Annotated in this window: 19 protein-coding genes; 13 read left to right on the top strand and 6 right to left on the bottom strand. The window is 40.3% G+C overall.

The window, feature by feature from the left end; all coding sequences use genetic code 11:
- Positions 1-35: 35 nt before the first annotated feature.
- Complete coding sequence (locus tag B2906_RS17720) at positions 36-890, top strand: mechanosensitive ion channel family protein (protein WP_286942078.1); 855 nt, start codon at positions 36-38, stop codon at positions 888-890.
- On the opposite strand, the gene B2906_RS17715 is transcribed toward B2906_RS17720, so the two are convergent.
- From B2906_RS17715 to B2906_RS17705, 3 genes are all read right to left on the bottom strand, one after another.
- Positions 891-1,358, bottom strand: coding sequence for a nucleoside triphosphate pyrophosphohydrolase family protein (locus B2906_RS17715; RefSeq protein ID WP_219957349.1), 468 nt, complete (start codon positions 1,356-1,358; stop codon positions 891-893). It abuts the gene before it with no gap.
- A gap of 84 nt (positions 1,359-1,442) precedes the next feature.
- On the bottom strand, positions 1,443-2,210 hold the full coding sequence (locus tag B2906_RS17710) for a hypothetical protein (protein WP_286942074.1): 768 nt from the start codon (positions 2,208-2,210) through the stop codon (positions 1,443-1,445).
- Between the two features lie 164 nt (positions 2,211-2,374).
- The gene (locus tag B2906_RS17705; protein ID WP_219957347.1) at positions 2,375-3,130 is read right to left on the bottom strand and encodes a superoxide dismutase; all 756 of its coding nucleotides are present in this window, start codon (positions 3,128-3,130) and stop codon (positions 2,375-2,377) included.
- Between the two features lie 177 nt (positions 3,131-3,307).
- On the opposite strand from B2906_RS17705, the gene dapF reads away from it, so the two are divergent.
- The 7 genes from dapF to B2906_RS17670 all read left to right on the top strand — a co-directional run bounded on the left by dapF (position 3,308) and on the right by B2906_RS17670 (position 12,756).
- Positions 3,308-4,081 (top strand): diaminopimelate epimerase, encoded by a 774-nt coding sequence (gene dapF, locus B2906_RS17700; RefSeq protein WP_339816330.1) that lies wholly within the window; start codon positions 3,308-3,310, stop codon positions 4,079-4,081.
- Positions 4,082-4,174: 93 nt separating this feature from the next.
- Entirely contained in the window at positions 4,175-7,555 is a 3,381-nt protein-coding gene (gene secA, locus B2906_RS17695; RefSeq protein ID WP_286942070.1) for a preprotein translocase subunit SecA, read from the top strand.
- A gap of 5 nt (positions 7,556-7,560) precedes the next feature.
- Entirely contained in the window at positions 7,561-8,100 is a 540-nt protein-coding gene (locus tag B2906_RS17690; protein ID WP_286942067.1) for a hypothetical protein, read from the top strand.
- On the top strand, positions 8,081-9,271 hold the full coding sequence (locus B2906_RS17685) for a M20 metallopeptidase family protein (protein ID WP_091653415.1): 1,191 nt from the start codon (positions 8,081-8,083) through the stop codon (positions 9,269-9,271). The genes B2906_RS17690 and B2906_RS17685 overlap by 20 nt, the downstream gene beginning before the upstream one ends.
- A gap of 101 nt (positions 9,272-9,372) precedes the next feature.
- Positions 9,373-10,146 carry a S1/P1 nuclease gene (locus tag B2906_RS17680; protein WP_091653417.1) on the top strand — a complete coding sequence of 258 codons (774 nt, stop codon included), beginning with the start codon at positions 9,373-9,375 and terminating at the stop codon, positions 10,144-10,146.
- Positions 10,147-10,232: 86 nt separating this feature from the next.
- The gene (locus B2906_RS17675) at positions 10,233-12,095 is read left to right on the top strand and encodes a tetratricopeptide repeat-containing sensor histidine kinase (protein ID WP_219957343.1); all 1,863 of its coding nucleotides are present in this window, start codon (positions 10,233-10,235) and stop codon (positions 12,093-12,095) included.
- A 10-nt stretch (positions 12,096-12,105) separates the two neighbouring features.
- Positions 12,106-12,756, top strand: coding sequence for a response regulator (locus B2906_RS17670; protein ID WP_219957342.1), 651 nt, complete (start codon positions 12,106-12,108; stop codon positions 12,754-12,756).
- Here the strand turns inward: B2906_RS17670 and B2906_RS17665 are convergent, their stop codons facing one another.
- Positions 12,757-14,136 carry a methyltransferase RsmF C-terminal domain-like protein gene (locus B2906_RS17665; protein ID WP_219957341.1) on the bottom strand — a complete coding sequence of 460 codons (1,380 nt, stop codon included), beginning with the start codon at positions 14,134-14,136 and terminating at the stop codon, positions 12,757-12,759. It lies immediately after the preceding gene.
- 100 nt (positions 14,137-14,236) lie between these two features.
- On the opposite strand from B2906_RS17665, the gene B2906_RS17660 reads away from it, so the two are divergent.
- The 5 genes from B2906_RS17660 to B2906_RS17640 all read left to right on the top strand — a co-directional run bounded on the left by B2906_RS17660 (position 14,237) and on the right by B2906_RS17640 (position 18,712).
- A complete protein-coding gene (locus tag B2906_RS17660; protein WP_219957340.1) occupies positions 14,237-14,596 on the top strand; it encodes a DUF1304 domain-containing protein in 360 nt (119 codons plus the stop codon).
- Positions 14,597-14,611: 15 nt separating this feature from the next.
- Positions 14,612-15,454, top strand: coding sequence for a fumarylacetoacetate hydrolase family protein (locus tag B2906_RS17655; protein WP_219957339.1), 843 nt, complete (start codon positions 14,612-14,614; stop codon positions 15,452-15,454).
- Positions 15,455-15,508: 54 nt separating this feature from the next.
- Positions 15,509-15,982: a hypothetical protein gene (locus B2906_RS17650; RefSeq protein ID WP_219957338.1), complete on the top strand. Its 474-nt coding sequence runs from the start codon at positions 15,509-15,511 to the stop codon at positions 15,980-15,982.
- Positions 15,983-15,991: 9 nt separating this feature from the next.
- Positions 15,992-16,420, top strand: a complete 429-nt coding sequence (locus tag B2906_RS17645; protein ID WP_219957337.1) for a secondary thiamine-phosphate synthase enzyme YjbQ — start codon at positions 15,992-15,994, stop codon at positions 16,418-16,420.
- 87 nt (positions 16,421-16,507) lie between these two features.
- Positions 16,508-18,712: a DUF5916 domain-containing protein gene (locus tag B2906_RS17640; protein WP_219957336.1), complete on the top strand. Its 2,205-nt coding sequence runs from the start codon at positions 16,508-16,510 to the stop codon at positions 18,710-18,712.
- A gap of 20 nt (positions 18,713-18,732) precedes the next feature.
- On the opposite strand, the gene B2906_RS17635 is transcribed toward B2906_RS17640, so the two are convergent.
- Positions 18,733-21,132, bottom strand: coding sequence for a glycogen debranching protein (locus B2906_RS17635; protein ID WP_219957335.1), 2,400 nt, complete (start codon positions 21,130-21,132; stop codon positions 18,733-18,735).
- 13 nt (positions 21,133-21,145) lie between these two features.
- Positions 21,146-22,078 (bottom strand): polysaccharide deacetylase family protein, encoded by a 933-nt coding sequence (locus B2906_RS17630; RefSeq protein WP_219957334.1) that lies wholly within the window; start codon positions 22,076-22,078, stop codon positions 21,146-21,148.
- Positions 22,079-22,133 lie beyond the last annotated feature (55 nt).

The following is a 22,133-nucleotide window of genomic DNA, read 5'->3' as shown; positions in this document are numbered from 1 at the left end:
GCTTTTTTGTATTTTAAGAAAAATCAAAATATAGGATGATGAAAAGCCTTGACATTTTTCAGACAGATTGGGAAGGAATTGAAGCACTTTTAAAGACAATAGGTCTTTCTTTAGCCATCCTACTCGCTTTTTACTTTTTGGCCAATGTCCTTCAAAAATTTTTGAGAAAAAGATTATTGGTCCGGATGGATGATCCGCTATTAGCCAATTTCTTATCCGTTGTCTTCAGGTTGATCATTATACTGCTTGGGTTTCTATTGGTTTTTAGAATAATTGGACTGACAGGCTTGGTTTCAGGTCTTCTAGCCGGTGCGGGGATTACAGCTTTTGTGATCGGTTTTGCTCTTAAGGATATCGGTGAAAACTTTTTAGCAGGAATTCTTCTAGCCTTTAAAAGACCTTTTAAAGTGGGGGATACGGTAGATATTAATGGGATAAGGGGTGTGGTATTAAACCTGAATTTGCGGGACACTCAAATCAAAACCCCAGATGGAAAGGATGTATTTATTCCTAATGCCACCATCATTAAAAACCCTTTGGTCAACTTTACCATAGATGGATTTCTGCGCTATGATTTTATAGTTGGTTTGGATTATGGCTCCGACTACCAAGTCGCAAGAGCTTTAATTCTCGAGGCCATTCAAAAAGTCCCGGGAGTCTTAATGGATACCAAAACTCCTAAAGTTTGGGTTTCGGAGCTTGCAGAAAGCACCTTAAATTTGCAAGTAGCTTTTTGGGTGGATACTTTCGACAGAAAAATTGCCGATTTGGAAGTGAAAAGCCAAGCTATTATCCAGGTATTGACTACATTAGAAAAGGCCGGATATAATCTTCCGGCCCGTGTATTGGAAATCAAAAACTATAGGGATCAGCCTATCAAAAGCTCTTGATTATTTCTCTACAATTTTCTTTAAATCCGCGGGGGAATAATTAACGGATTTCAAAGTTTTTCTGTCCCCTTCTCTAAAGACCAAAAACAGATCTCCTTCTTTTTCATAAAAACAGTCGGTTCCTTTCAGCTTATAATGTGCCACTGTGGCCTTAGCTTCTTCTTCTGTGACACAAGCTTTGCTCATGTTTGATCTTTGTACCTCGTCGAAAAGCTCTTTGAATTTTTCCCCTAGTCCAAATTCAAGAACAGCTCCTGAAAGCACGTATTGCAGATCGCAAAGGGCATCCGCAATTTCTACCAAATCCTTGTCCGCAATGGCTTGTTCTAACTCTTTCAACTCCTCTGCAAGCAAAGAAACTCTCAATTTGCAGCGGGTTTCAGAAGGAATTGTAGGTTCTGGTAATACAGGGTGCTTAAAAGTTTGATGGAATAAAGCAACCGAAGTAAGGGATTTTGGATCTTGCATAGGTATTAATCTAGTTGGAATCCGAAATAAAGAAAAAAGACCGGAAAACCCGGCCTTTTAAAACTTTAAGATCTAATAATGTGCTTAGTTTCTCTTTTTTAATGTCACGGCACTGTCAATGTTGCTCATGATTCTGGAGTAAAGCAAGGTATTACCATCGACTCCGTTTGGACCGATTTCAATTTTGCCATCTGCATTTCCATCTACTGCCAAGGAAAAGTCAACACCTGCAAATAGCTTAGTCATGTCGAAATCCAAAACCATTTCGCTTTGGCCTTCTACTTCTACACCGCTGCTAGCTTCTGCCATTGCACGGATTGTTTTTTCGGTTTCAGACCATACAATAGCCTCTGTGTTGTTCACTTGACCTTTAATCCACATTGATTTGTTGAATTTTGGGTCTGAAGAGGCAACGGTGGTGTTTTTCTTCAGCTTAAATTCTGCTTCTGCATAGTTTCCTTCAGGAGTTTCACCTTCAGCAACCAAAGCTGCTCTACTATCACCATTGGCAATAATGGTCAGTGATTTCGTTTGTGCAGCGGAAGTCTGTAGGCTAGAGTTCACATTTGTTTTTAAAGTAATGTTACCCAGATTAATTCCTGCTTGAATGTCTGCTTTTGCAGCATACCTCAATTCCATGTCTGCAGTGGCCACAGTGAATTCTGTGGAAGAGAATCCATTGACGATTACTCTGGAATTGCTGCTACCGGAAGAACCTTCGCTGGCAGTCGCAAAAAGCCTTGCATTGGAATTCCCTTCAGAAGGCATTTGGTCTTCGTTTTCTGAACAAGAACTCAAAATAATTCCGGCTGAAAATGCAATCATTGCGGCGTTTACAAAATTTTTGATCATGGTAATTTTATTTTGGTTTACTTCTATTTGATCCAATTGAGATGCCAACCGGATATCCAGAAAAAAATACGAAGAGCAAAACGTAACTGGATTAGCTAAGAAATGGGCACAAAAAAACGTCGAACTGAATAGTCCGACGTCTTATATTTATTTAATTTTCTGAATTAAATGGCCGCATTATAGCGCTCAGCCACTGTTTTCCAGTTAATTATATTCCAAAAAGCGGAGACGTAATCTGCCCTTCTGTTTTGATAGTTCAGATAATAAGCATGCTCCCAGACATCCAGACCTAGTAAAGGAATTCCTTTAAAATCTGAAATGTCCATTAAAGGATTGTCTTGGTTAGGTGTAGAACCTACGGACAATTTGTTGTCCTCTCCCACCACCAACCATGCCCAACCTGAACCAAATCTAGTCTTAGCAGCAGCTTCAAATTGCTCAACAAATGCCTCGAAACTTCCAAAAGAAGAATTGATAGCCTCTGCCAAATCCCCTTCTGGTCTTTCGGCAGCATCCGGAGTCATGATTTGCCAGAATAGTTCATGATTGTAATGGCCGCCACCATTATTTCTCATTTTCGTGCTGTAATTGGAAATCTTAGCTAATACATCCTCCAAGGGTTTGTTGGTGTCTACATTTTCCTCTCCAACTGCCTCACCCAGGTTTTTTGCATATCCGGCTGCATGTTTGGTGAAATGGATTTCCATAGTCATCGCATCAATATGAGGCTCCAATGCTCCAAAATCGAATCTTAGCGGAGTTTGCGTAAAGCTGGTTGCTAAAATTGCCTGTGCATCACCTTTGGCCTCATTGGAGCAAGCACTTAAGATTCCCGAACCAACCAAACCTACAGCAAGGCCTGCTTTGGAACTGTTCGATAAAAACTTTCGTCGGGATATAGGGTTTTCTGTGAGTTTCATAAATAAATAACTGATTTCTAGTTTCAATGTTAAAAGATACCTGAAACTAACCATTCTTAAGCAGAATTGAAATTGCTAATCAGACATTAAGTCCGATTTTCTGACAAGTTGGTTATGTTTGCATCCAAAGTTTTGCTTGGTTAGGTTTTTGACTTTCTAAAAGTTAAGATGAATAAGATGGTTTTCTATAAATATCAGGGCACTGGAAATGATTTTGTGATGATCGATGATCGGGAGAATAAATTCGATGATCAAAATCTCGACTTGGTTTCCAGAATCTGTGACAGAAAGTTTGGAATAGGTGCTGATGGATTGATTTTAATCCGAAATCATAGAGACTATGATTTTGAAATGATCTATTTCAATGCCGACGGCTCCATGAGTATGTGTGGAAACGGTGCCCGTTGTGCAGTTGCCTTTGCTGGCTTTTTAGGCATCATTGAAGACAAAACGCATTTTTTGGCTATCGACGGCCCTCATGAGGCAGTTTTGAACCAAGATGTGGTGGAGTTGAAAATGGGCAATGTGAAAGGAATTACTGCTAAAAACGGAGATTGCTTTGTAAATACAGGTTCACCACATCATATAAGAGTGGTTGAAGATGTTCATAACTACCCTGTTTTTGAGGAAGGCAAAAAAATACGATATAGAGAAGATTATGCTCCTGGTGGAACCAATGTCAATTTTATAGAGGCTTTGGGCAAAGACGAGATTTTTGTCAGAACCTACGAGAGAGGAGTTGAAAATGAGACCCTATCCTGCGGGACAGGTGTGACAGCAGCGGCCATTGCTTTTGAGCAGGAAAAATCTGATGCTGAGGTGAAAATCAAAACCTTAGGAGGAAATCTTTCCGTACGATTTCACAGAAATGAAGATGGATGCCTGGATAACGTTTGGTTGATTGGACCAGCCAAACAGGTTTTTTCCGGAAAAATGGAACTTTCAAATTAAGAAAGGCACACAAAGGCCTCTCTAGTTTAATTATCAATTGTAATAAAAAGGGCTTAATTTTAAAGCCTGATTTCAGAATCACATACGACAAACATGTTAGATTTTATAGCAAAAGGATTAGCCAAAGTTTTTGGAACCAAATCCGACCGAGATATCAAAGAATTACTTCCGAAGGTTAAAGAAATAAATGACATTTTTTCTGGTCTTCAGAAACTGAGTGATGAGGAGCTTCGTGCCCAAACTGCTCAGATCAAAGAAACCATCAATAGCCATTTACAGGAACTGGATGATAAGATTGCTGGCTTCAGAGCAGAAATTGAAGCCCTGCCTATCGACGCTATCCACCAGAAGGATAATCTTTTTACCCAAATCGAACAGGTAGAAAAAGAGCGGGATGAATCTTTAGAAGAGGTTTTGGAAAAAGTCATGCCTCAAGCTTTTGCAATTGTCAAAGAGACGGCAAGAAGATTTAAAGAAAATGGGCAATTGACCGTGACGGCCACTCTTAAGGATAAGGAACTGGCGGCTACTAAGAAAAACGTGGAGATTGACGGTGATAAGGCCATTTGGCACAACAGCTGGCTTGCTGCAGGAAATGAGGTAGTTTGGGACATGGTGCACTATGACGTGCAGCTGATCGGAGGTATGGTTTTGCACAAAGGTAAAATCGCCGAGATGGCGACGGGTGAAGGAAAAACTTTGGTTTCAACATTACCAGCATACCTCAATGCTTTGGCCGGAAGAGGAGTTCATATTGTTACAGTAAATGATTACCTGGCAAAACGTGACTCGGAGTGGAATGCACCGCTTTTTGAATTCCATGGCCTTTCTGTAGACTGTATTGATAAATATCAGCCTAATTCAGCAGGCAGAAAGAAAGCTTATGGTTGCGATATCGTTTATGGTACCAACAACGAATTTGGCTTTGATTACTTGCGTGACAATATGGCTAGAGACTCTGATGATTTGGTGCAAGGAAAGCATCATTTTGCCATGGTCGATGAGGTTGACTCCGTGTTAATTGATGATGCACGTACTCCATTGATTATTTCAGGACCTGTTCCAAGAGGTGATGTACACGAGTTTGATCAAATGAAACCAAGGGTATCAACCCTGGTTGATGAGCAGAGAAAGTTGGTTCAGGGATTTTTGACAACTGCCAAGAAGTTGATTGCAGAAGGTAATGAAAAAGAAGGGGGACTAGCATTGTTCAGAGCATATCGAGGTATGCCGAAATATAAGCCTTTGATCAAATACCTTTCTGAGCCGGGAATTCGCGTGGTTTTACAGAAAACCGAAAATTATTATCTCCAGGATAATAAGCGAAATATGCCTGAGGCAGACGAACCGCTTTTGTTTACAATTGATGAAAAAAGCAATGTGGTCGATCTGACTGATCGTGGAATCGAAACCATGACTACCAAAAATGAAGACCCTAGCTTCTTCATCATGCCGGATATCGGAGTGGTGATTGCGGATCTTGAAAAGGATGAAAGCATTGATGAAAAAGAAAAGCTTGTAAGGAAAGAAGAGGCGATCAAGGACTACGGGGTAAAAGCTCAACGTATTCATACTGTCAATCAGCTTTTGAAGGCTTATTGTATGTTTGAGCGTGATACGGAGTACATCATAGTGGATGGCAAGGTGAAGATTGTAGACGAGCAAACCGGTCGTGTGATGGAAGGCAGAAGATATTCTGACGGCTTACACCAGGCGATTGAGGCGAAAGAAAATGTGAAAGTAGAAGACGCTACTCAGACCTACGCAACTATTACTCTTCAGAATTACTTCAGAATGTATCACAAGTTGGCCGGTATGACCGGTACGGCAGAGACTGAAGCTGGAGAATTCTGGGAAATCTATAAGTTGGATGTGGTGGTAATTCCAACCAACAAACCTATTCAAAGAGACGACCGAGAGGATAAAGTTTATAAAACGGTAAGAGAGAAATTCAATGCTGTTGTAGACGAGATCAATGAATTGGTTGCCCAAGGTAGACCAGTCTTGGTGGGTACCACTTCAGTTGAAATTTCTGAGGTGTTGAGCAGAATGCTTACTCTGAAAAAAATCCCACATCAGGTATTGAATGCCAAACAACATGCGAAAGAAGCTGATGTAGTTGCTGAAGCAGGAAAAGCAGGTACGGTTACTATCGCTACTAACATGGCGGGTCGTGGTACAGATATCAAGTTGAGTCCAGAATCAAAAAAGGCAGGCGGTTTGGCCATTATTGGTACTGAGCGTCATGAATCCAGACGTGTGGACCGACAGTTGAGAGGTCGTGCAGGTCGTCAAGGAGATGTGGGTTCATCCCAGTTCTTTGTTTCCCTGGAAGATTCCTTGATGAGACTTTTCGGATCTGACAGAATTGCAAAACTCATGGATAGAATGGGATTGGAAGAAGGAGAGGTAATTCAGCACTCTATGATTACCAAGTCCATTGAGAGAGCTCAGAGAAAAGTGGAGGAAAATAACTTCGGTACTCGTAAGCGTCTATTGGAATACGATGACGTGATGAATTCCCAGCGGGAAGTGGTGTACAAGAGAAGAAGAAATGCCCTCAAAGGAGAGCGTTTGGAACTCGATATTTTAAATATTCTTTACGATGTCTGTGAAAGCATTGTGGAGATGGGCAAGTCCACAGAAGACTTGGAAAATCTTCGCATGAATATTTTCACCTCTTTGGGTCTTGACTACCAAATCTCTGAAAATGACCTCAAGTCCAAAGATGCTTCTATTCTGACTCAGGAGCTGTATGAGGCTGCTTTTGAAAGTTACCAAAAGAAAAACCAACAGATCATTACTACTGCTCTTCCGATTTTAAGAAGGGTGCAAGAAGAAAGAGGTGCTACTGTGAAGGATATCATGGTTCCTATTTCTGACGGCATTAAGCAAATCGGAGTGGTCGTGAATTTGGAAAAAATGCTCAGCTCGGAAGGAAATGAGTTGATCAGATCTTTGGAGAAAAATGTCACTTTGGCCATCATCGATCAAAACTGGAAAGAACATCTACGGGATATGGATGATTTAAAGCAGTCCGTTCAGAATGCCGTATATGAACAAAAAGATCCATTGTTGATTTATAAGTTTGAGGCATTTGAGATGTTCAAGCGATTTATCGGCAAATTGAATGAAGATATGGTTTCATTCCTGACTAGAGCTGATTTGCCAAAGCAAGATCCTTCTCAAGTTCAGCAAGCACAGGCTCAAAGAGCACCTGAACCACAAGTTCAAGCTTCCAAAGCTGAGGTTTCAAGCTCCTTGAACCCTGGTGCAAATAGAGCCGCGGCGGCAGCTGCTTCTGCAGGAAGACAGGCCCCTCAAGCTGTGGCTCCAAGAAAGTCTGAAAAGACTTATGGAAGAAATGATCGCGTGACTGTTCAATACACGAACGGAACCCTCAAAGAGGATGTCAAGTATAAAAGTGTGGAACAGGATGTGCAGGAAGGAAAATGTGTAATCATCGATAATTAATCCTTATGAGAGTTGTCTGGTTATTAGTGCTTTTGATTGTTGCTGCTTCTTGCAAAACATCTAGCTCTGCAGTAGATAGCGCATCTTCTTATGAAAATTACTTTGAAGATTTGAGCTCATCGCTGCCTTCCTATCCTAACTTTGAGGAAAGGAAAGAAGCACAAAAAGCACCCGAACCAGCCACTTCTCCTCAGGCGATTGACAATCAACTTGAGCAAATCGCCAAGCAGCAGTATGACAAGAATAAATCCGAACCGTATTTCAATGGATATAAGGTGTTGGTTTATTCAGGCTTGGATAGAGATTTAGCATTTAAAACCCAGGAGAAAATTAGCATGCTTTTCCCTGATGTTAAGCCAGCCATTCAATATGAGCAGCCCCGGTACTTGGTGAAAGTTGGAAAATATGCCTACAAGGTGGAAGCATTGAAGACTTACCATCTGATCAAAACTGAATTCCCATCGGCACGGATTATTCAAGATCGAATCTTGAGGAAAGAATTTACTGTGCCAAGCCAAAGCAATGATGTTGAAGGACAAAATTAAATCGCTTGCCAAAGCGTATAAAGAAGAAGTAATTCAAAATAGACGTCATCTCCATTCCCATCCGGAATTATCCTATCAAGAGTACGAGACTGCAAAATTTGTTAAGTCTAAACTGGAAGAGATAGGAATCGAGAGCTTGGAGCAAAAAGCGACAACTGGATGGACTGCCTTGATCAAAGGAAAAAACCCGGATAAAAAAGTAATAGCGCTTCGTGCAGATATGGATGCCTTGCCTATTATTGAGGCTAACGAAGTTCCTTATAAGTCCCAAAATCCAGGGGTAATGCATGCTTGTGGGCATGATGCACATACAGCATCATTGTTAGGTGCTGCCAAAATCCTTAACGAGGTAAAGGACCAATTTGAAGGTACCATCAAGCTTATTTTTCAACCGGGAGAGGAAGTTGCCCCAGGCGGTGCATCTTACATGATCAAAGATGGAGCCTTAAATAATCCACGTCCCAATGGTATAATTGGTCAACATGTGATGCCTTTCATTCCAGCAGGAAAAGTTGGGTTTCGTCAAGGCATCTATATGGCCTCTGCAGATGAGCTTTATGTCACTGTGAAAGGTAAAGGAGGACATGGAGCTATGCCGGAAACGCTAATCGATCCGGTATTGATTGCTTCCCATATGATTGTTGCTTTGCAACAAGTGATCAGCAGAGCTGCAAGCCCTAAAATCCCTTCGGTACTTTCATTTGGTAGAGTGGAAGCTTTAGGAGCTACTAATGTGATTCCAAATGAGGTGAAAATTCAAGGCACTTTTCGAACCCTGAATGAAGAATGGAGAGCGAAGGCTCATCAAAAAATGCTTCAAATCGCAAAAGGAATCGTTGAAGGCATGGGTGGAGAAGTTGACTTCGAAATCAGAAAAGGCTACCCATTTTTGCAAAATGACCCAGAATTAACCGCTAGAGCAACAGATGCGGCCAAGGAATATCTGGGTGAAGAAAATGTCATAGATTTGGATATCTGGATGGCAGCTGAGGATTTTGCCTATTATTCTCAGGAAATTGACGGTTGCTTTTACCGCCTTGGAACCCGAAATGAAGACAAGGGAATAGTTTCGGGTGTTCACACGCCTACCTTTGATATAGAGGAAGATGCTTTGGAAATTGGTGCCGGATTGATGGCCTGGTTGGCTGTGGCAGAACTCCAAAAAGCTTAATACTGAGTTGACATTTTAATCATTTAGCAAAGCTAAGTTTGAATATAGAATTCAGTTTCTAAAGATTTCATTGAAGCAAAAAGACAAATACTCATAAAAGAATGAAAAGATTCAGAATAGCAGGTATTATCCTGCTTTTTTCCTTAGTATCTACCCAAAGCTTTGCCTGGGGTCAGTTGGGACATTATTTGATTGGCCTAATGGCCCAAAGGCAGATGAAAGAATCCACCGTGAAAAGGGTGGAAAAAATTATTTACCCAATGTCCATAGCTCGCAGTGGTACTTGGATGGATGAAATCAGGTCAGATAGCACTTTTAATTATGCCACTACCTGGCATTATTTAACCAGCAAAAACGGAGAATATGATCCTGCTCATCAGGAAAAAGGCGGAGATGCTTACGAGGCCATTCAGCGCTTGAAAAATGAATTGAAAGCAGGTGGATTAACTCCGCAGCAAGAAGCAGAAAAGTTAAAAATGTTAATTCATATGGTGGAAGATATCCATCAGCCACTTCATGTTGGAACTGGAGAAGATCGTGGAGGAAATGATGTGAAAATTGAATTTTTTGGAAACCCTACCAACCTACATGCACTTTGGGACAGTGGAATGATTGAAAGACAGGGAATGAGTTACTCTGAAATTGCCAATGAACTTTACAGAAGAATCACTCCTGAATTGCAAAGACATTATCAGTCTGCAAGCATGCAGGACTGGTTGAAGGAAGCGGTAAGCTTAAGACCTATGGTGTATGATTTGCCGGAAAATAAAAGAATCAGCTATAGCTATATGTATCAATATTATCACGTAGCTGAAGAAAGGATGGTCGCTGCAAGTGTGAGATTAGCGCAGATTTTAGAAGAGATATATGGCTGATCAAAAGTCTGATTAAAGCTTTTAGCCTTTGATCCTTAGGAGTCAAAGGCATTTTTTTTATATTGAAATACTATTTAATAGTTTTTATGCGAATAATTTTTCTATTTCTTCTATCCTTTATTTCTATTGACTCTTTCAGCCAAAATAAAGAACTGAAAAAAGAGTTAGGAAGGATTTATTCAAACCTGGATTCTGCTGATAATTATTTAAAGGAAGCCCAGCGTAAATTAAAGTCTAAAGCTGACTCTGGAATTTACTTTTATTTTGTAGCGGAGAAATTTAACCTTCAAGGAAAAAACATGGAGGCTAAGCGTGCTTTTTCAAAGAGTATAGAGTTTATAGACCCATCGCTGAATCCCGAATTAATTTCCCTAGCATATATCAGACTGACTAGAATAGATCAGGCAGCGGGCCAATTTGATCTAGCCTTGAATCATGCGCAGGATGGAATTGACTTTTCACTGGTTTCCGCTGATTCCAATAATTTGGCTTATCACCTTTTGGATATTGCAGTAATTCATCATGATATGGAGGATTATTCCAAGGGTGTTGAATATGGAAAAAGAGCCATTGAAATTTTAGATCAATATTCTAAAGCAAACCCAATTTACCGAGCATTCGCGCTGAATAGTATAGCGATCAACTTTGACGATTGGAGCAAACCAGATAGTGCCTTATTCTACCACTTCAAAATAATTGAGGATATGGAGAATTTGGACAGCATGCGTGTCATTTTCACTTTCAATAATATTGGTAACACTCTTATTAAACAGGAAAGGTACGATGAAGCCAAAAAGTGGATAGAAATTGCCTTGAAACTCAATCAGAAAGATGGGTATCCTGCCTACGGATTAGCTACCAATTACACCAATTTGGCCAACATCGCTTATAATTTAAGGGATTATAGTGGAGCTCGCTCCTTGATGGACAGTGCAGCTTACTATGTGGCTCTAAGTGGCTCGACTGAGAAGAAAAGAGACTACCTTTTTGAAGAATATAGATTTCATAAGGCGAAAGGAGACTTGCCCAAGGCCATGGGCTTTTTGGAACAATACAGTGCCCTAAAAGACACCATCTTTCAGGAAGAAAGGCTGATGGCAATGAGTGAGATGGAAGCTCGGTACGAAGTAGAGCAAAAAGAAAGGGCTTTAGCTGAATCAAGAGCTGCTTTGGCAGAAAATGAACTATTAGTCGAAAATAGGAATAATCAACTTTTGATGCTTTTGGTGTTTTTATTACTGTCTTTGGGGATAGGCTTTTTTATCTACTATAGGCAAAAGACAAAAAATCGTCACCTCAGACAGGAAGCAAAATTGCAAGCCATCTATGCAGAGCAGGAAACCCAAAAAAGACTGAAGACACAAAGGGATGAAATTGCTTTGGATCTACATGATAATATCGGTTCCCAGTTGACCTTTATCGTGTCTTCTTTAAATAACTTGAAATTTGTCGAATTGTCAAAAGAGAAAATGGCTCAAAAAATTGATCAGATTTCAGGGTTTACAGTGGAGACAGTCAATGAGTTGAGAGATACTATCTGGGCCATGAACAAGGACAGTATGACCATTGAAGACCTGAGAGGCCGTGTTTCAAATTTGATAGCCAAGGCCAAGGAGTCTTGTCCTGACACAGACTTTGAATTAATTATAGACGAAAATGTGGATGCGGGTCATCGATTAAATTCTTTGGAAGGCGTAAATTTTTATAGAATAATTCAGGAAGCATTGAATAATTCGATTAAGTATGCTCAAGCGAGCAAGGTGCAGATTCAAATTATTCAAGGCATGGATAAGGTCCGCCTTGTGGTCAAAGATAATGGGTCTGGAATCAGTGAGACCAACCCTTTCGGCAATGGACTTGGCACCATGAAGACAAGAGCAAGCAGAATCGGTAGATCTATGAAAGTAAATACTGCCCCTGATAAGGGCACAGAAATAATGATTGATTAATTCATCAATTATGGCCATTAGAATTGCAATAGCTGAGGATAATTCATTTTTGCTGAAGGCGATTTTGGAAAAATTATCCTTTTATCCGGATCTTGAGGTGAAGTTTCATGCTTCAGATGGAGAAGAGTTTTTAGAAAAATTGGAGAAAAACTCCAATATCCACCTTGTGTTGATGGACATTGAAATGCCTAAAAAAAATGGTATTGAAACGGTGGAGGTCCTCTCTCAAAAGTATCCCCAAATCAAGACTATAATGTTGACGGTTTTCGACAACGACGAAAACATTTTTAGGGCAATCCAGGCAGGTGCAAATGGATATTTTCTCAAAGAAGTGAATCCACCGGAACTCTATCAGGGAATAATCGACACCTTAGATGGAGGGGCAGCGATGACTCCATCCATTGCTCTGAAAACTTTGAAATTGTTGAGAAATCCTCCTCAGTTTGACGATAAAAATATAGAGGTCAAGCTGACAGCCCGGGAAACAGAAATCTTAGAGCAAACTGCTAAAGGGTTGAATTATAATCAGATTGGGGAAAATCTTTTTATTTCTCCGAAAACGGTTAGAAAACATCTGGAGAATATTTACAGCAAACTGCAGGTTCATAATAAAATGGAAGCAGTTCAAAAAGCGCTGAAAAACCGAATTATAGAAGGCTGATTAAAGCGTCCGAATTCTCCATTCTTTTGGATAGTAATTATTGCTTCGCCCGCCCAGGTTTTTGATCCAGCCTAAAGGCAGATCTTGATAACAAATCAGGACCCAGCCCAAGGGAATCTCATTTATCTCCAAATCTTTTTTCCTCAAAAAATCCAGCGCTTGAGCCAAATTGACATTGAGCAAATTGAAGCCATTTTTGGGTAATGTGGATAAAGCCCACTCGGCAGATGGGATCCAGTCGTTTTTCTGTTTTTTTCCTAATTCAACCCCGAAATACCGGATGCTTAAATGCTGGCTAATTTTTTCAAAATAGGCCTTCCAAGTAGATTCAATTCTAAAATAGGAGTCATTTAGCTGATAGTATTGTCCTGAAGGTTGAAAACCTAATTCCTCATCCAAAGCCTGAGATTCTTTTGGACTGACTTCTTTCAGAAAAGGATGCTTGAAATCCTTAATTTTTCCCGGAGAAAGAGAAAAAGCATCTCCTGGCCTCTTGAAAACTGTAATAAAAAAGCCCTCTCCTTCCACTAAATGCGGGAAAAAACGATAGCCGTAAAAAGTCCCTTCTTCGGTTTTTACTTGGCTTTCCCGAATATTCCATGTTTCATTGAGAGGAATTCTAACCGGTTCATAGGAAAATTCAGAAATCATAAACCGAATCATCTCCTCATTTTCCGCTTCATTAAAGGTGCAGGTACTATAAATCAAATAGCCATCAGCCGCAGTGAGTGCACCGGCTTTGTCCATGATTCTTTTTTGCCTAGATGAGCAAAGTTGCACATGATCCGGGGACCACTCTGTTCTAGCCTGTGGATCTTTTCGAAACATGCCTTCTCCGGAGCAAGGGGCATCCACCAAAACGAGATCAAAGAATCCCTCCAGAGGCTCAAAGTGCTCGGGATCATTATTGCTAACCACCGTATTTCCCAAACCCCATTTGATGATATTCTCTTTTAGAATTTGGGAACGGCTTTGTATTACTTCGTTGGCCACCAAAAGGCCTTCATGACCTAGGTAGGTGCTTAATAAGGTTGACTTTCCCCCCGGGGCTGCCGCCAAGTCCAGGTAGATTCCTTTCGGTATCTGTAGGCTTTGTAAAATATGTTCAATAAACATAGAAGATGCTTCCTGAACATAATAAGCCCCAGCATGAAAACTCGGGTCTAAAGTAAAGGAAGGGCGCTCTTCCAAAAAATATCCTTGCTTAGACCAGGGAACAGGCGAAGCTTGATATTGAAGCTTGAATTTTTTGAATGGGTTGAGGCGAATAGAACTTCTACTATCTTGATCAATAGCCTTTTCGAAAACGTCATATTCTTCGTTTCCGATTAACTCTCTCATTTGAGTTTGAAATGCAGCAGGAAGTTGAAGTTTATCCATATAATTCAGGCCTTAAAGATAGGCAAATGATTTTACTCTGATTTGGAATCAAGCTTTCCTCAATGCCCCAAAATATCTGTAAATTCAGGAAAAAACGGATATGCAAGTCTTAATCTCCATAATAATCAGCTTGATAGCAGTTGAGCACTTATTTTTCTTTTGGATGGAGTCTATTGCTTGGGAAAGTTTTGGCCGAAAGGTTTTCGGAGGATCTAAGGAGTTCTTCAAAACCAACAAGTCTCTTGCCGCAAATCAAGGTTTATATAATGGCTTTGTTGCTACTGGCCTTATTTGGTCCTTTTTTCTGGTAAATGAGCTGTCGATTTCTGTTCGAATATTCTTTCTGGGATTTATCGTAGTTGCAGGAATTTTCGGGGCATACACCGTTTCTAAAAAAATCTTTTGGTTTCAGGCCTTTCCTGCTTTCATTGCATTTATTCTGATTCTCAGCTTTTCATAAACCTATAGCCTAACTATGAAACTATATAAATTAGCATCAGCAACCCTTTTAGAAGTAGATCAATCGTATTTGCTCGGCCCAGAATTAGACTGGGATCATTTATTGGGTAGAGAAAATTTAAAATCTCTGTTGAGTAATGAGTCCAAAAACTGGGAAAGTATCTCCTCCTCCAAAGCAGAGGAGTTATTAAGTGAGGAAATCTTGGCTCCAATGGGGAACCAGGAAGTTTGGGCTGCAGGTGTCACCTATTACCGAAGCCGAACTGCAAGAATGGAAGAGTCTCAAGATTCAGGTGGGGCTGATTTTTATGATAAAGTGTATGCAGCCGATAGGCCAGAACTTTTTTTTAAAGCAACCGCATCTAGAGTTTCTAATCCCGGCTCTGCCGTGAATATCAGAAAGGACTCCTCTTGGGATGTTCCCGAACCAGAATTGACTTTACTTTTATCACCTTCCGGAAAAATCCAGGGCTTTACAATCGGAAATGATATGAGCAGTCGGAGTATAGAAGGTGAAAATCCACTGTATCTACCCCAAGCTAAAGTTTATCAAGGTTGTGCTTCCATAGGTCCATGTATTTGGATTGGAAATCAGTTGGAAAAGGAAACTGAAATTAAATTGGAAATAAAAAGAGGAGGAAAAACCCAGTTTGAAGGAAAAACCAATTTGACACAATTAAAACGGAAACCACAGGAATTGGCCGATTGGTTATTCAGAGCAAATACATTTCCTATTGGTTGCTTTTTGATGACAGGTACAGGAATTGTTCCTGATAATTTTACGCTGGAGGAAGGAGATCAGGTCTTGATAAGTATTGAACCTATGGGTGTGTTAGTCAATTCTGTGAAAAAGATCTAATGACTGTATCAGATTAGAGCTTAAAAGCGTAATGACTTCATAACTAGTGTTATCATGAATAAATTCTGCTGTTTTCTCCTTACTTCATTGTTGGCCCTTTCTTCTTGCACTGAAGCGATTAATCCTGACAAGTCTGATTGGGAAGAATGGGCGCTAACAGAATCTTTTTGCAACTTTTGCCTCAACCCTGGAGACGTAAAGACTTATGATCAGACGGATACTACCTATGTTTACCGATTTAAGAAAGACAGTTCTTTTGTTAAAAACATTGGTGATTATGTGCTTTCCGGTAAGTTTAAGATCGAAGAGAATAATGACAATTTATTTTTGTTGTTGAATTATGACGAAGAGTCCGTGCTTTTGAGCCGTGACAATCCTAGTAATAGGCAACTGATCCACACCTGTTTTTCAGGTCAAGAGTATTTTTCCTGGGATTCTGATGGAAGGTTATTGGGTTCATGGGGAGCATGTGATGGACCTACATTGATATTTGAAAAGACGAGCGATACTAAAAGCATATTTTTTTAACTTGCCGATATGAGTCAGTTTTTTCAGAAAAAATTACGTTTGCCCAATTATCCACAAGGCTATCATTTAATTACTGAAAAAATAGAGGCTGCCATTCCTGAAATTGAACAATTTCAAGTCGGTTTTTTGCAGGTTTTTATCCAGCATACTTCAGCTGCCCTGACTATCAATGAAAACGCTGATCCTACTGTCAGAAAAGACTTCCAAACCTTTGTAAATGAATTGATTCCGGAAACTTATCCACGGTTTATCCACACTTATGAAGGTCCGGATGATATGCCTGCTCACATTAAAGCCAGTTTTTTCGATTCCAGCCTTCAAATTCCGATTTCTGGTGGAAAACTATCCTTAGGAATTTGGCAGGGAATATATATATGTGAATTTAGGCGAAATGCAGGCCCCAGAAACTTGGTGCTAACTGCCTTTGGTACCCGCTGAAAAACGATAAGCATCACATCTTACCATTTGTAAAATTCTCAGAGTCAAAGCTTCAAACAATTCTAATTTTGTGGCATCGACTAAACCATGAGAATAAGCCAAACTATCATTTTGTTTGGGTCCTTGCTGCTATGCTCTGCTGCATATTCTCAGCAAGCTCCCAATGCCTTCGCTTTCAAAACCAGTGAACCCATTGTTTTGGATGGAATCCTAGATGAAGAAATCTGGGGTCCTGAGGGTTGGAACTCTAATTTTACCCAATATTTTCCTTCTGATACCAGTCAAGCTCAAGCGCAAAGCAGAGTGAAGATCGCATTTGATGATCAAAATATATACATAGCCGCGGTCATGGAAAATACAGGACCTCGCAAATATGTTTCTACCTCTTTGAGGAGGGACTATAGAGGAGAGCAAAACGATGGGATCAGCTTTGTATTTGATACGTTCAATGATAAAACCAATGCCTTCCAATTTGGCGTCAATCCTTACGGGGTTCAAAGAGAAGCTCTTTTGGCAAATGGTGGAGCTAGAGGTGACGATCTAAATTTGGCTTGGGATAACAAATGGTATGCGAAGGCAACAATTTTTGAGAATCATTGGCAAGTGGAGGCAATCATTCCTCTCTCCACGTTGAGATTTCAGGATGGTGCCCAAAATTGGAATGTCAACTTTTACCGAATTGACAGTCACTTGGGAGAAAGAAGTACATGGGCCCCTATTCCGAGAAACTTCTCTATTATATCCACAGCTTTTAGCAGAAAGCTGATTTTTGAAGAACCACTTCGCAAGAAATCTGCGAATGTTTCTATTATACCTTATGTAGCCGGAAGAACTTCTAAAAATTATCTGGAAGGAACGTCAGAAAATATGACTCCAGCGGTGGGCGGTGATGCGAAAATTGGGATCGGCCCTGCGTTGAATTTAGACCTTACTTTTAATCCGGATTTCTCTCAAGTGGAAGTGGACCAGCAGGTCACTAACTTAGATAGATTTGAAATATTTTTCCCGGAAAGAAGGCAGTTTTTCCTCGAAAATGGTGACTTGTTTGCCAGCTTCGGACATCCATTGGCAAGGCCTTTCTTTTCCAGAAGAATTGGAGTGGATAGAGATGAGAATACTGGACAAAATGTCCAGAATAAAATTATTTACGGAGCCAGATTGAGTGGTAAAATCACAGATGATTGGCGGGTAGGCTTGATGAATATGCAAACCGCCAATGATGAGCAGGCAGGAATTAATGGTAAAAATTTCAGCGTACTTGCATTGCAAAAAAAGGTGTTCAATCGCTCAAACATAGGCTTAATCGTAGTTGATAGAGAGTCTTTGGCTGCAGAAAATGAACAAGGTCTTTTTAATCCCGATGATTATAATCGTCTAGTGGGCTTGGAATACAATTTGGCATCAGCCGATAACAGATGGACAGGAAAGGCCTTTTATCATAGGACATTTGAAAAGGGAGTAAGTGATGAAACCGGAACTTTCAATGCCTACATCTTATATAATGACTTACATTGGAACTGGAGCTTTAGCTATTTGGATATAGGTGAAAATTATAATCCAGAAGTGGGGTTTACTCCGAGAACAGATTATAAGCGACTGAACCCAGATCTTTCTTACAGCTTCTTCCCGAAGAGTAAATATATCAATCGTCATGGACCTAAAATTGATTTTGAATATCTGTGGAATGATGGATTGGGGATGACTGATAGAGATATAGAGCTGAGTTATGAAATTAGATTTCAGTCTCTTGCGCAGCTGACTTTTTCCAACACCTATAGCTATGTCTATCTTTTCAGTCCATTTGATCCTACTCGAACAGGTGGAGAAAGACTTGCTGCAGGTACTGATTACAGTACCCAGAGATTTGGGATTGATTTTAGAAGTAACCCGAGATTGCCTTTTAATTTCTCTCTTCGAAGTGAGTTTGGAGAATATTTTACAGGAAATATTGCTTCCATTCGAAGTGAGATGGCCATCAGAATGGGCTATACAGCAAATATCTCCATGAATTTCTCTTACAATCAGATCCGACTGCCAGAACCTCAAAACGATGCGAATTTGCTTCTAGTGGGTCCAAGAATCGATCTGACATTTAGCAAAAACCTATTCTGGACAACCTTTATTCAGTACAACAACCAGATAGACAACCTGAATATCAATACCAGGTTGCAGTGGAGATATGCACCTGTTTCCGATTTCTTTGTGGTGTACACAGACAATTATTTTCCGGGTGATTTCATCCCTAAGCAAAGAAGTTTGGTGTTGAAGTTGAATTATTGGTTGAATATGTAAAGCATAAGGAAGCTTTTTTTCTAGAAAGCTTCCACCCTCACCTTTTCCCCAGTCATCAAAATTCTACGATATCCGTTTTGAGTATCGCTGCTGACTTCCTTGCCTAAGACTTTTACTTGTTCATAACTCTCAGGAATCTCAATTGAAAGCCCCCACTTTTTCTGGCTCTGATTGACCTCTATGATCAGATTCTTTCCTTTTTTCTCATAGGTTACAGTGATCTCATTTTCACCAACCTTTACTCGCTCAATTTTGGCTTCTTCCCAATCACTTGGCATCTGAGGACGGATGTGGATAACTTTATTTCCAGCATATGGCTTTATCCCAAAAAACTGGGTGACAATCGGAATCGCATAGCTATACAAGTTCCAAGCTTGGGTAAACATTCCATAGTCGGGAGAAACCTCGTAGATTGATCCGGGTAAGGCAAATCCAAAACTTCTTGTCATTCTTTTTAGATAATCTAAAGCCTGGTCTGGATTCCCATAATTGTTTTCTCCAATTGCAGACACCCCTGTTGGCAATGTCATCACCGCACCGGTATAGGAGAATACTTTGCTCCCCGTAAAAGAACCTTCTTCCAGCTCAGCACTTTCATCTCTATCTATGCCAGTCACAAAAACTCCAAAGGGATTGGTATATTTTCTTCCTGTTTTTAAGGCGATTTGGGCTTTTTCAGGATCGGCCACTCCGACCTCCATTGGAGTATTGACGACCCAATTATGATACAATACAAATCCCTGTTTTTGATCCTTTGGTAATGTGGATAACTTTGATTTAGTAGCTTTTAATTCTTCCACAGCCCAAGGCTTATTCAAAGTATCTGCCCGAATAATGGCTCCATCAATCAGGTGTATGGCCTCATCTGCAGTTCCTATAAAATCGGCATAGCTTCCAAACTCGGGCACCCAAAATTCGGCGTTGATTTTTTCAGCCAGCGCATCTGCAGTTTGTTGATAACTTTCAGAAAGGGCTTTTTTTCCTAAAATTTCAGCTATTTGAGCAGCATCTGCAAAAGCTTTGTAGCTGTAAGCCGCTACATCTATCATTTCAGATTCCAGCCCGTGGATTTCCATCATGCCATAGCCATCCGCTAGGAGATTTCCATCTGAATCATTTTCCTCCAAAAGCCATGTAAGCCCTTTTTCAACTGATGGAAAGTATTTTTCCAAAAACTCTCTATCGCCTGTCCATCGGTAAACCTCCCAAATAGTGGATGCCCACTGAGGCGTTTCATTAATATTTCCCGGATTGAATACCACTCCATTCGTGGAGGCTTCATGGATAATCCTTCCATTGCCATTGGTTTTTTCAGACAAATTGTGGATAAGTTCTAGAGTGGAATAAACCAATTCTTTTCTGCCCGTAGCAAGTAATCCCTGTATGGTGTATTCGCTGTCTACGCCAAAAAACCAAGGATAATCCTGCAATCCTGCACCAAAACCTCTGCCTATTTCAGGAACGTCACGCACGAGCCAGTCTGTGTTATATTTTACCCACTCGAAAGCTTCTTGTAATTCCTGATCTGGAACTTGAATCTGTGCTGTTGATTTCAAAAGTTGATATCGCTCTTTTTTACTAAACCAATCAGCAGCCAGGTTTTCCTGAATTTCTGCCAAGGTGGAAAAAGCTTGGAGTTGACTATTGGTGGAGCCGGCTATAAAAACAGGGAAAATTATAGCACCATCAGCAGGGATACTCAACTCTGTACTAAATGTGGAGGCGAGTCCTTTTCCTTTAGATTCAAATTCACAGCTATTGGCAACAGGACTGACTTGGAATTTAGGATCTGTCTTCCAGGAAACATACCAGTCATTTCCCAAGTCTTTGGCCCAGAAGGTTTGACTCATTTCATCAAAATTGACCTGATCTTCTTGATCGATCATCCCGCTTCTCTCGCCGAGCCAAACTGGCATCAAATCAACTTTTGCGCTCCAATTAAAAGAGATGGACTTTTCGGACTTATCCACATTTTTAATTCTATATAAAACCACCATTCCTTCCTTTCCATCTGGCACAAAATGAAGCCTCTCTACCTTCAGCCCTAATGTGGATAAGTCATATTCTATCAGGTTGGAAAATGGGTAATTCATAAAAGCTTCTGCATTTTCCAAACAGCTTTTTTGATCTCCAATTTGAATTTGGGCACTAAAGCCATCCATTAATTTGATGGGATGCATCCAGATTCCTCCCATTTCGCCTTCTACATGCCAGCCCATATCGGGAAAGCTACCGTCTTGATTTCCGATCAGATATACTCTGTCGCCAGCAGCTGTAAATGGAGATGCTAAATAGGCTTTCTTTCCTGCAAGCCCTTTTTGGGACTCTAAGTCCTCAAATATTAGAGAAAAGGGATCTTGAGTTTCCGAACAGGAGATTAGAGCCAGACAAAAAATGAGATAGGTAAAAGTCTTTTTCATTATAATTTTCATTTTAAAGAAGCTTTCCAATTTCTTTCCAAGTGATCAATTTAATGTTCTGTTCTTCCAATAATTTTTTAGCCTGCTCACTGGTGAAAAAGTCATAATCCTTTTGTCTCCAGGGTGCGTGAAATGAATCATGACCCGAAGTAACTGCATTCATCTCAGCATCGTCAAAGGCTAAGTGCAATAAGAGCACATGCACTCCAGCCGGTAAATTTTTCAATGCATCCGTGTAAAACTCTTCCATACCATTTGCATAAGCTTTTTCATCAGCCATGATAATCTGGTCAATGATGGGAAGTTTTTGGACTTCCAAGCCTTCAAATAGTGCAGGATTGGGTTCAATTAATCCCTTATAAATTTCCTGATTAATCATCGCCGGGATATTGTATTCCAAAGCCAGCTTTACATAAATCCTCATATATTCCGGCTGTCCATAAAACATGCAACCCATATGGGAATCGAGATGGGTGACATCTATTCCCATGGATTTGGCACTTTCTATTTGAGCTCTGACTTCCTTTTCTACTTGTTCAGGACTCGCGTTTTGAGCTACCTCTGCGCAACTTGGAAACATATGCCCGAGTGGATTGACGAGACCGGGAACATCTGTCTTCCCAGCTTCCGGTCCCCAATTATAATGAAGCCATTCATTGGTCAGCGTAATATGAATTCCTATGTCCGGGTTTTTGATGCTTTTGGCCAATTCAGCTACCTCTTTAGACCATGCTGCCGGAACCATCATGCTGGTGGAGCTTACCAGTCCATTTTGAATAGCTTGAAAAGTTGCCAGGTTTTGTGAATGGGAAACGCCTACATCATCACCATGAATGATCAATAATTTGTCTTCCGCAGCATAGCCCAGTTTTTCTTGCAGGCTTTGTGCAAAGTTTATTATTGGGATGAACAGGAATAGAAAACAAATGAAATGGGAGATTTTCATGATGAGTTTAAATTTTCTTGAATTTAAAGAAAATAGGGAAAAATGAATTTTAAAA

The sequence above is a fragment of the Algoriphagus sp. UBA3586 genome, assembly GCF_002376385.1.
In the GTDB taxonomy this organism is placed as follows: Bacteria; Bacteroidota; Bacteroidia; order Cytophagales; family Cyclobacteriaceae; genus Algoriphagus; species Algoriphagus ornithinivorans.
This window is presented reverse-complemented; position numbering and strand designations above follow the sequence as displayed.

Bases quoted from the DNA above. Each gene is read 5' to 3' on its own strand.
- B2906_RS17665 (WP_219957341.1), bottom strand. From the start codon at position 14,136: ATGGATAAACTTCAACTTCCTGCTGCATTTCAAACTCAAATGAGAGAG.
- B2906_RS17640 (WP_219957336.1), top strand. From the start codon at position 16,508: ATGAGAATAAGCCAAACTATCATTTTGTTTGGGTCCTTGCTGCTATGC.
- B2906_RS17720 (WP_286942078.1), top strand. From the start codon at position 36: ATGATGAAAAGCCTTGACATTTTTCAGACAGATTGGGAAGGAATTGAA.
- B2906_RS17675 (WP_219957343.1), top strand. From the start codon at position 10,233: ATGCGAATAATTTTTCTATTTCTTCTATCCTTTATTTCTATTGACTCT.
- B2906_RS17670 (WP_219957342.1), top strand. From the start codon at position 12,106: ATGGCCATTAGAATTGCAATAGCTGAGGATAATTCATTTTTGCTGAAG.
- B2906_RS17685 (WP_091653415.1), top strand. From the start codon at position 8,081: ATGTTGAAGGACAAAATTAAATCGCTTGCCAAAGCGTATAAAGAAGAA.
- dapF (WP_339816330.1), top strand. From the start codon at position 3,308: ATGGTTTTCTATAAATATCAGGGCACTGGAAATGATTTTGTGATGATC.
- B2906_RS17715 (WP_219957349.1), bottom strand. From the start codon at position 1,358: ATGCAAGATCCAAAATCCCTTACTTCGGTTGCTTTATTCCATCAAACT.
- B2906_RS17655 (WP_219957339.1), top strand. From the start codon at position 14,612: ATGAAACTATATAAATTAGCATCAGCAACCCTTTTAGAAGTAGATCAA.
- B2906_RS17650 (WP_219957338.1), top strand. From the start codon at position 15,509: ATGAATAAATTCTGCTGTTTTCTCCTTACTTCATTGTTGGCCCTTTCT.
- B2906_RS17680 (WP_091653417.1), top strand. From the start codon at position 9,373: ATGAAAAGATTCAGAATAGCAGGTATTATCCTGCTTTTTTCCTTAGTA.
- B2906_RS17710 (WP_286942074.1), bottom strand. From the start codon at position 2,210: ATGATCAAAAATTTTGTAAACGCCGCAATGATTGCATTTTCAGCCGGA.
- secA (WP_286942070.1), top strand. From the start codon at position 4,175: ATGTTAGATTTTATAGCAAAAGGATTAGCCAAAGTTTTTGGAACCAAA.
- B2906_RS17635 (WP_219957335.1), bottom strand. From the start codon at position 21,132: ATGAAAAAGACTTTTACCTATCTCATTTTTTGTCTGGCTCTAATCTCC.
- B2906_RS17630 (WP_219957334.1), bottom strand. From the start codon at position 22,078: ATGAAAATCTCCCATTTCATTTGTTTTCTATTCCTGTTCATCCCAATA.
- B2906_RS17645 (WP_219957337.1), top strand. From the start codon at position 15,992: ATGAGTCAGTTTTTTCAGAAAAAATTACGTTTGCCCAATTATCCACAA.
- B2906_RS17660 (WP_219957340.1), top strand. From the start codon at position 14,237: ATGCAAGTCTTAATCTCCATAATAATCAGCTTGATAGCAGTTGAGCAC.
- B2906_RS17705 (WP_219957347.1), bottom strand. From the start codon at position 3,130: ATGAAACTCACAGAAAACCCTATATCCCGACGAAAGTTTTTATCGAAC.
- B2906_RS17690 (WP_286942067.1), top strand. From the start codon at position 7,561: ATGAGAGTTGTCTGGTTATTAGTGCTTTTGATTGTTGCTGCTTCTTGC.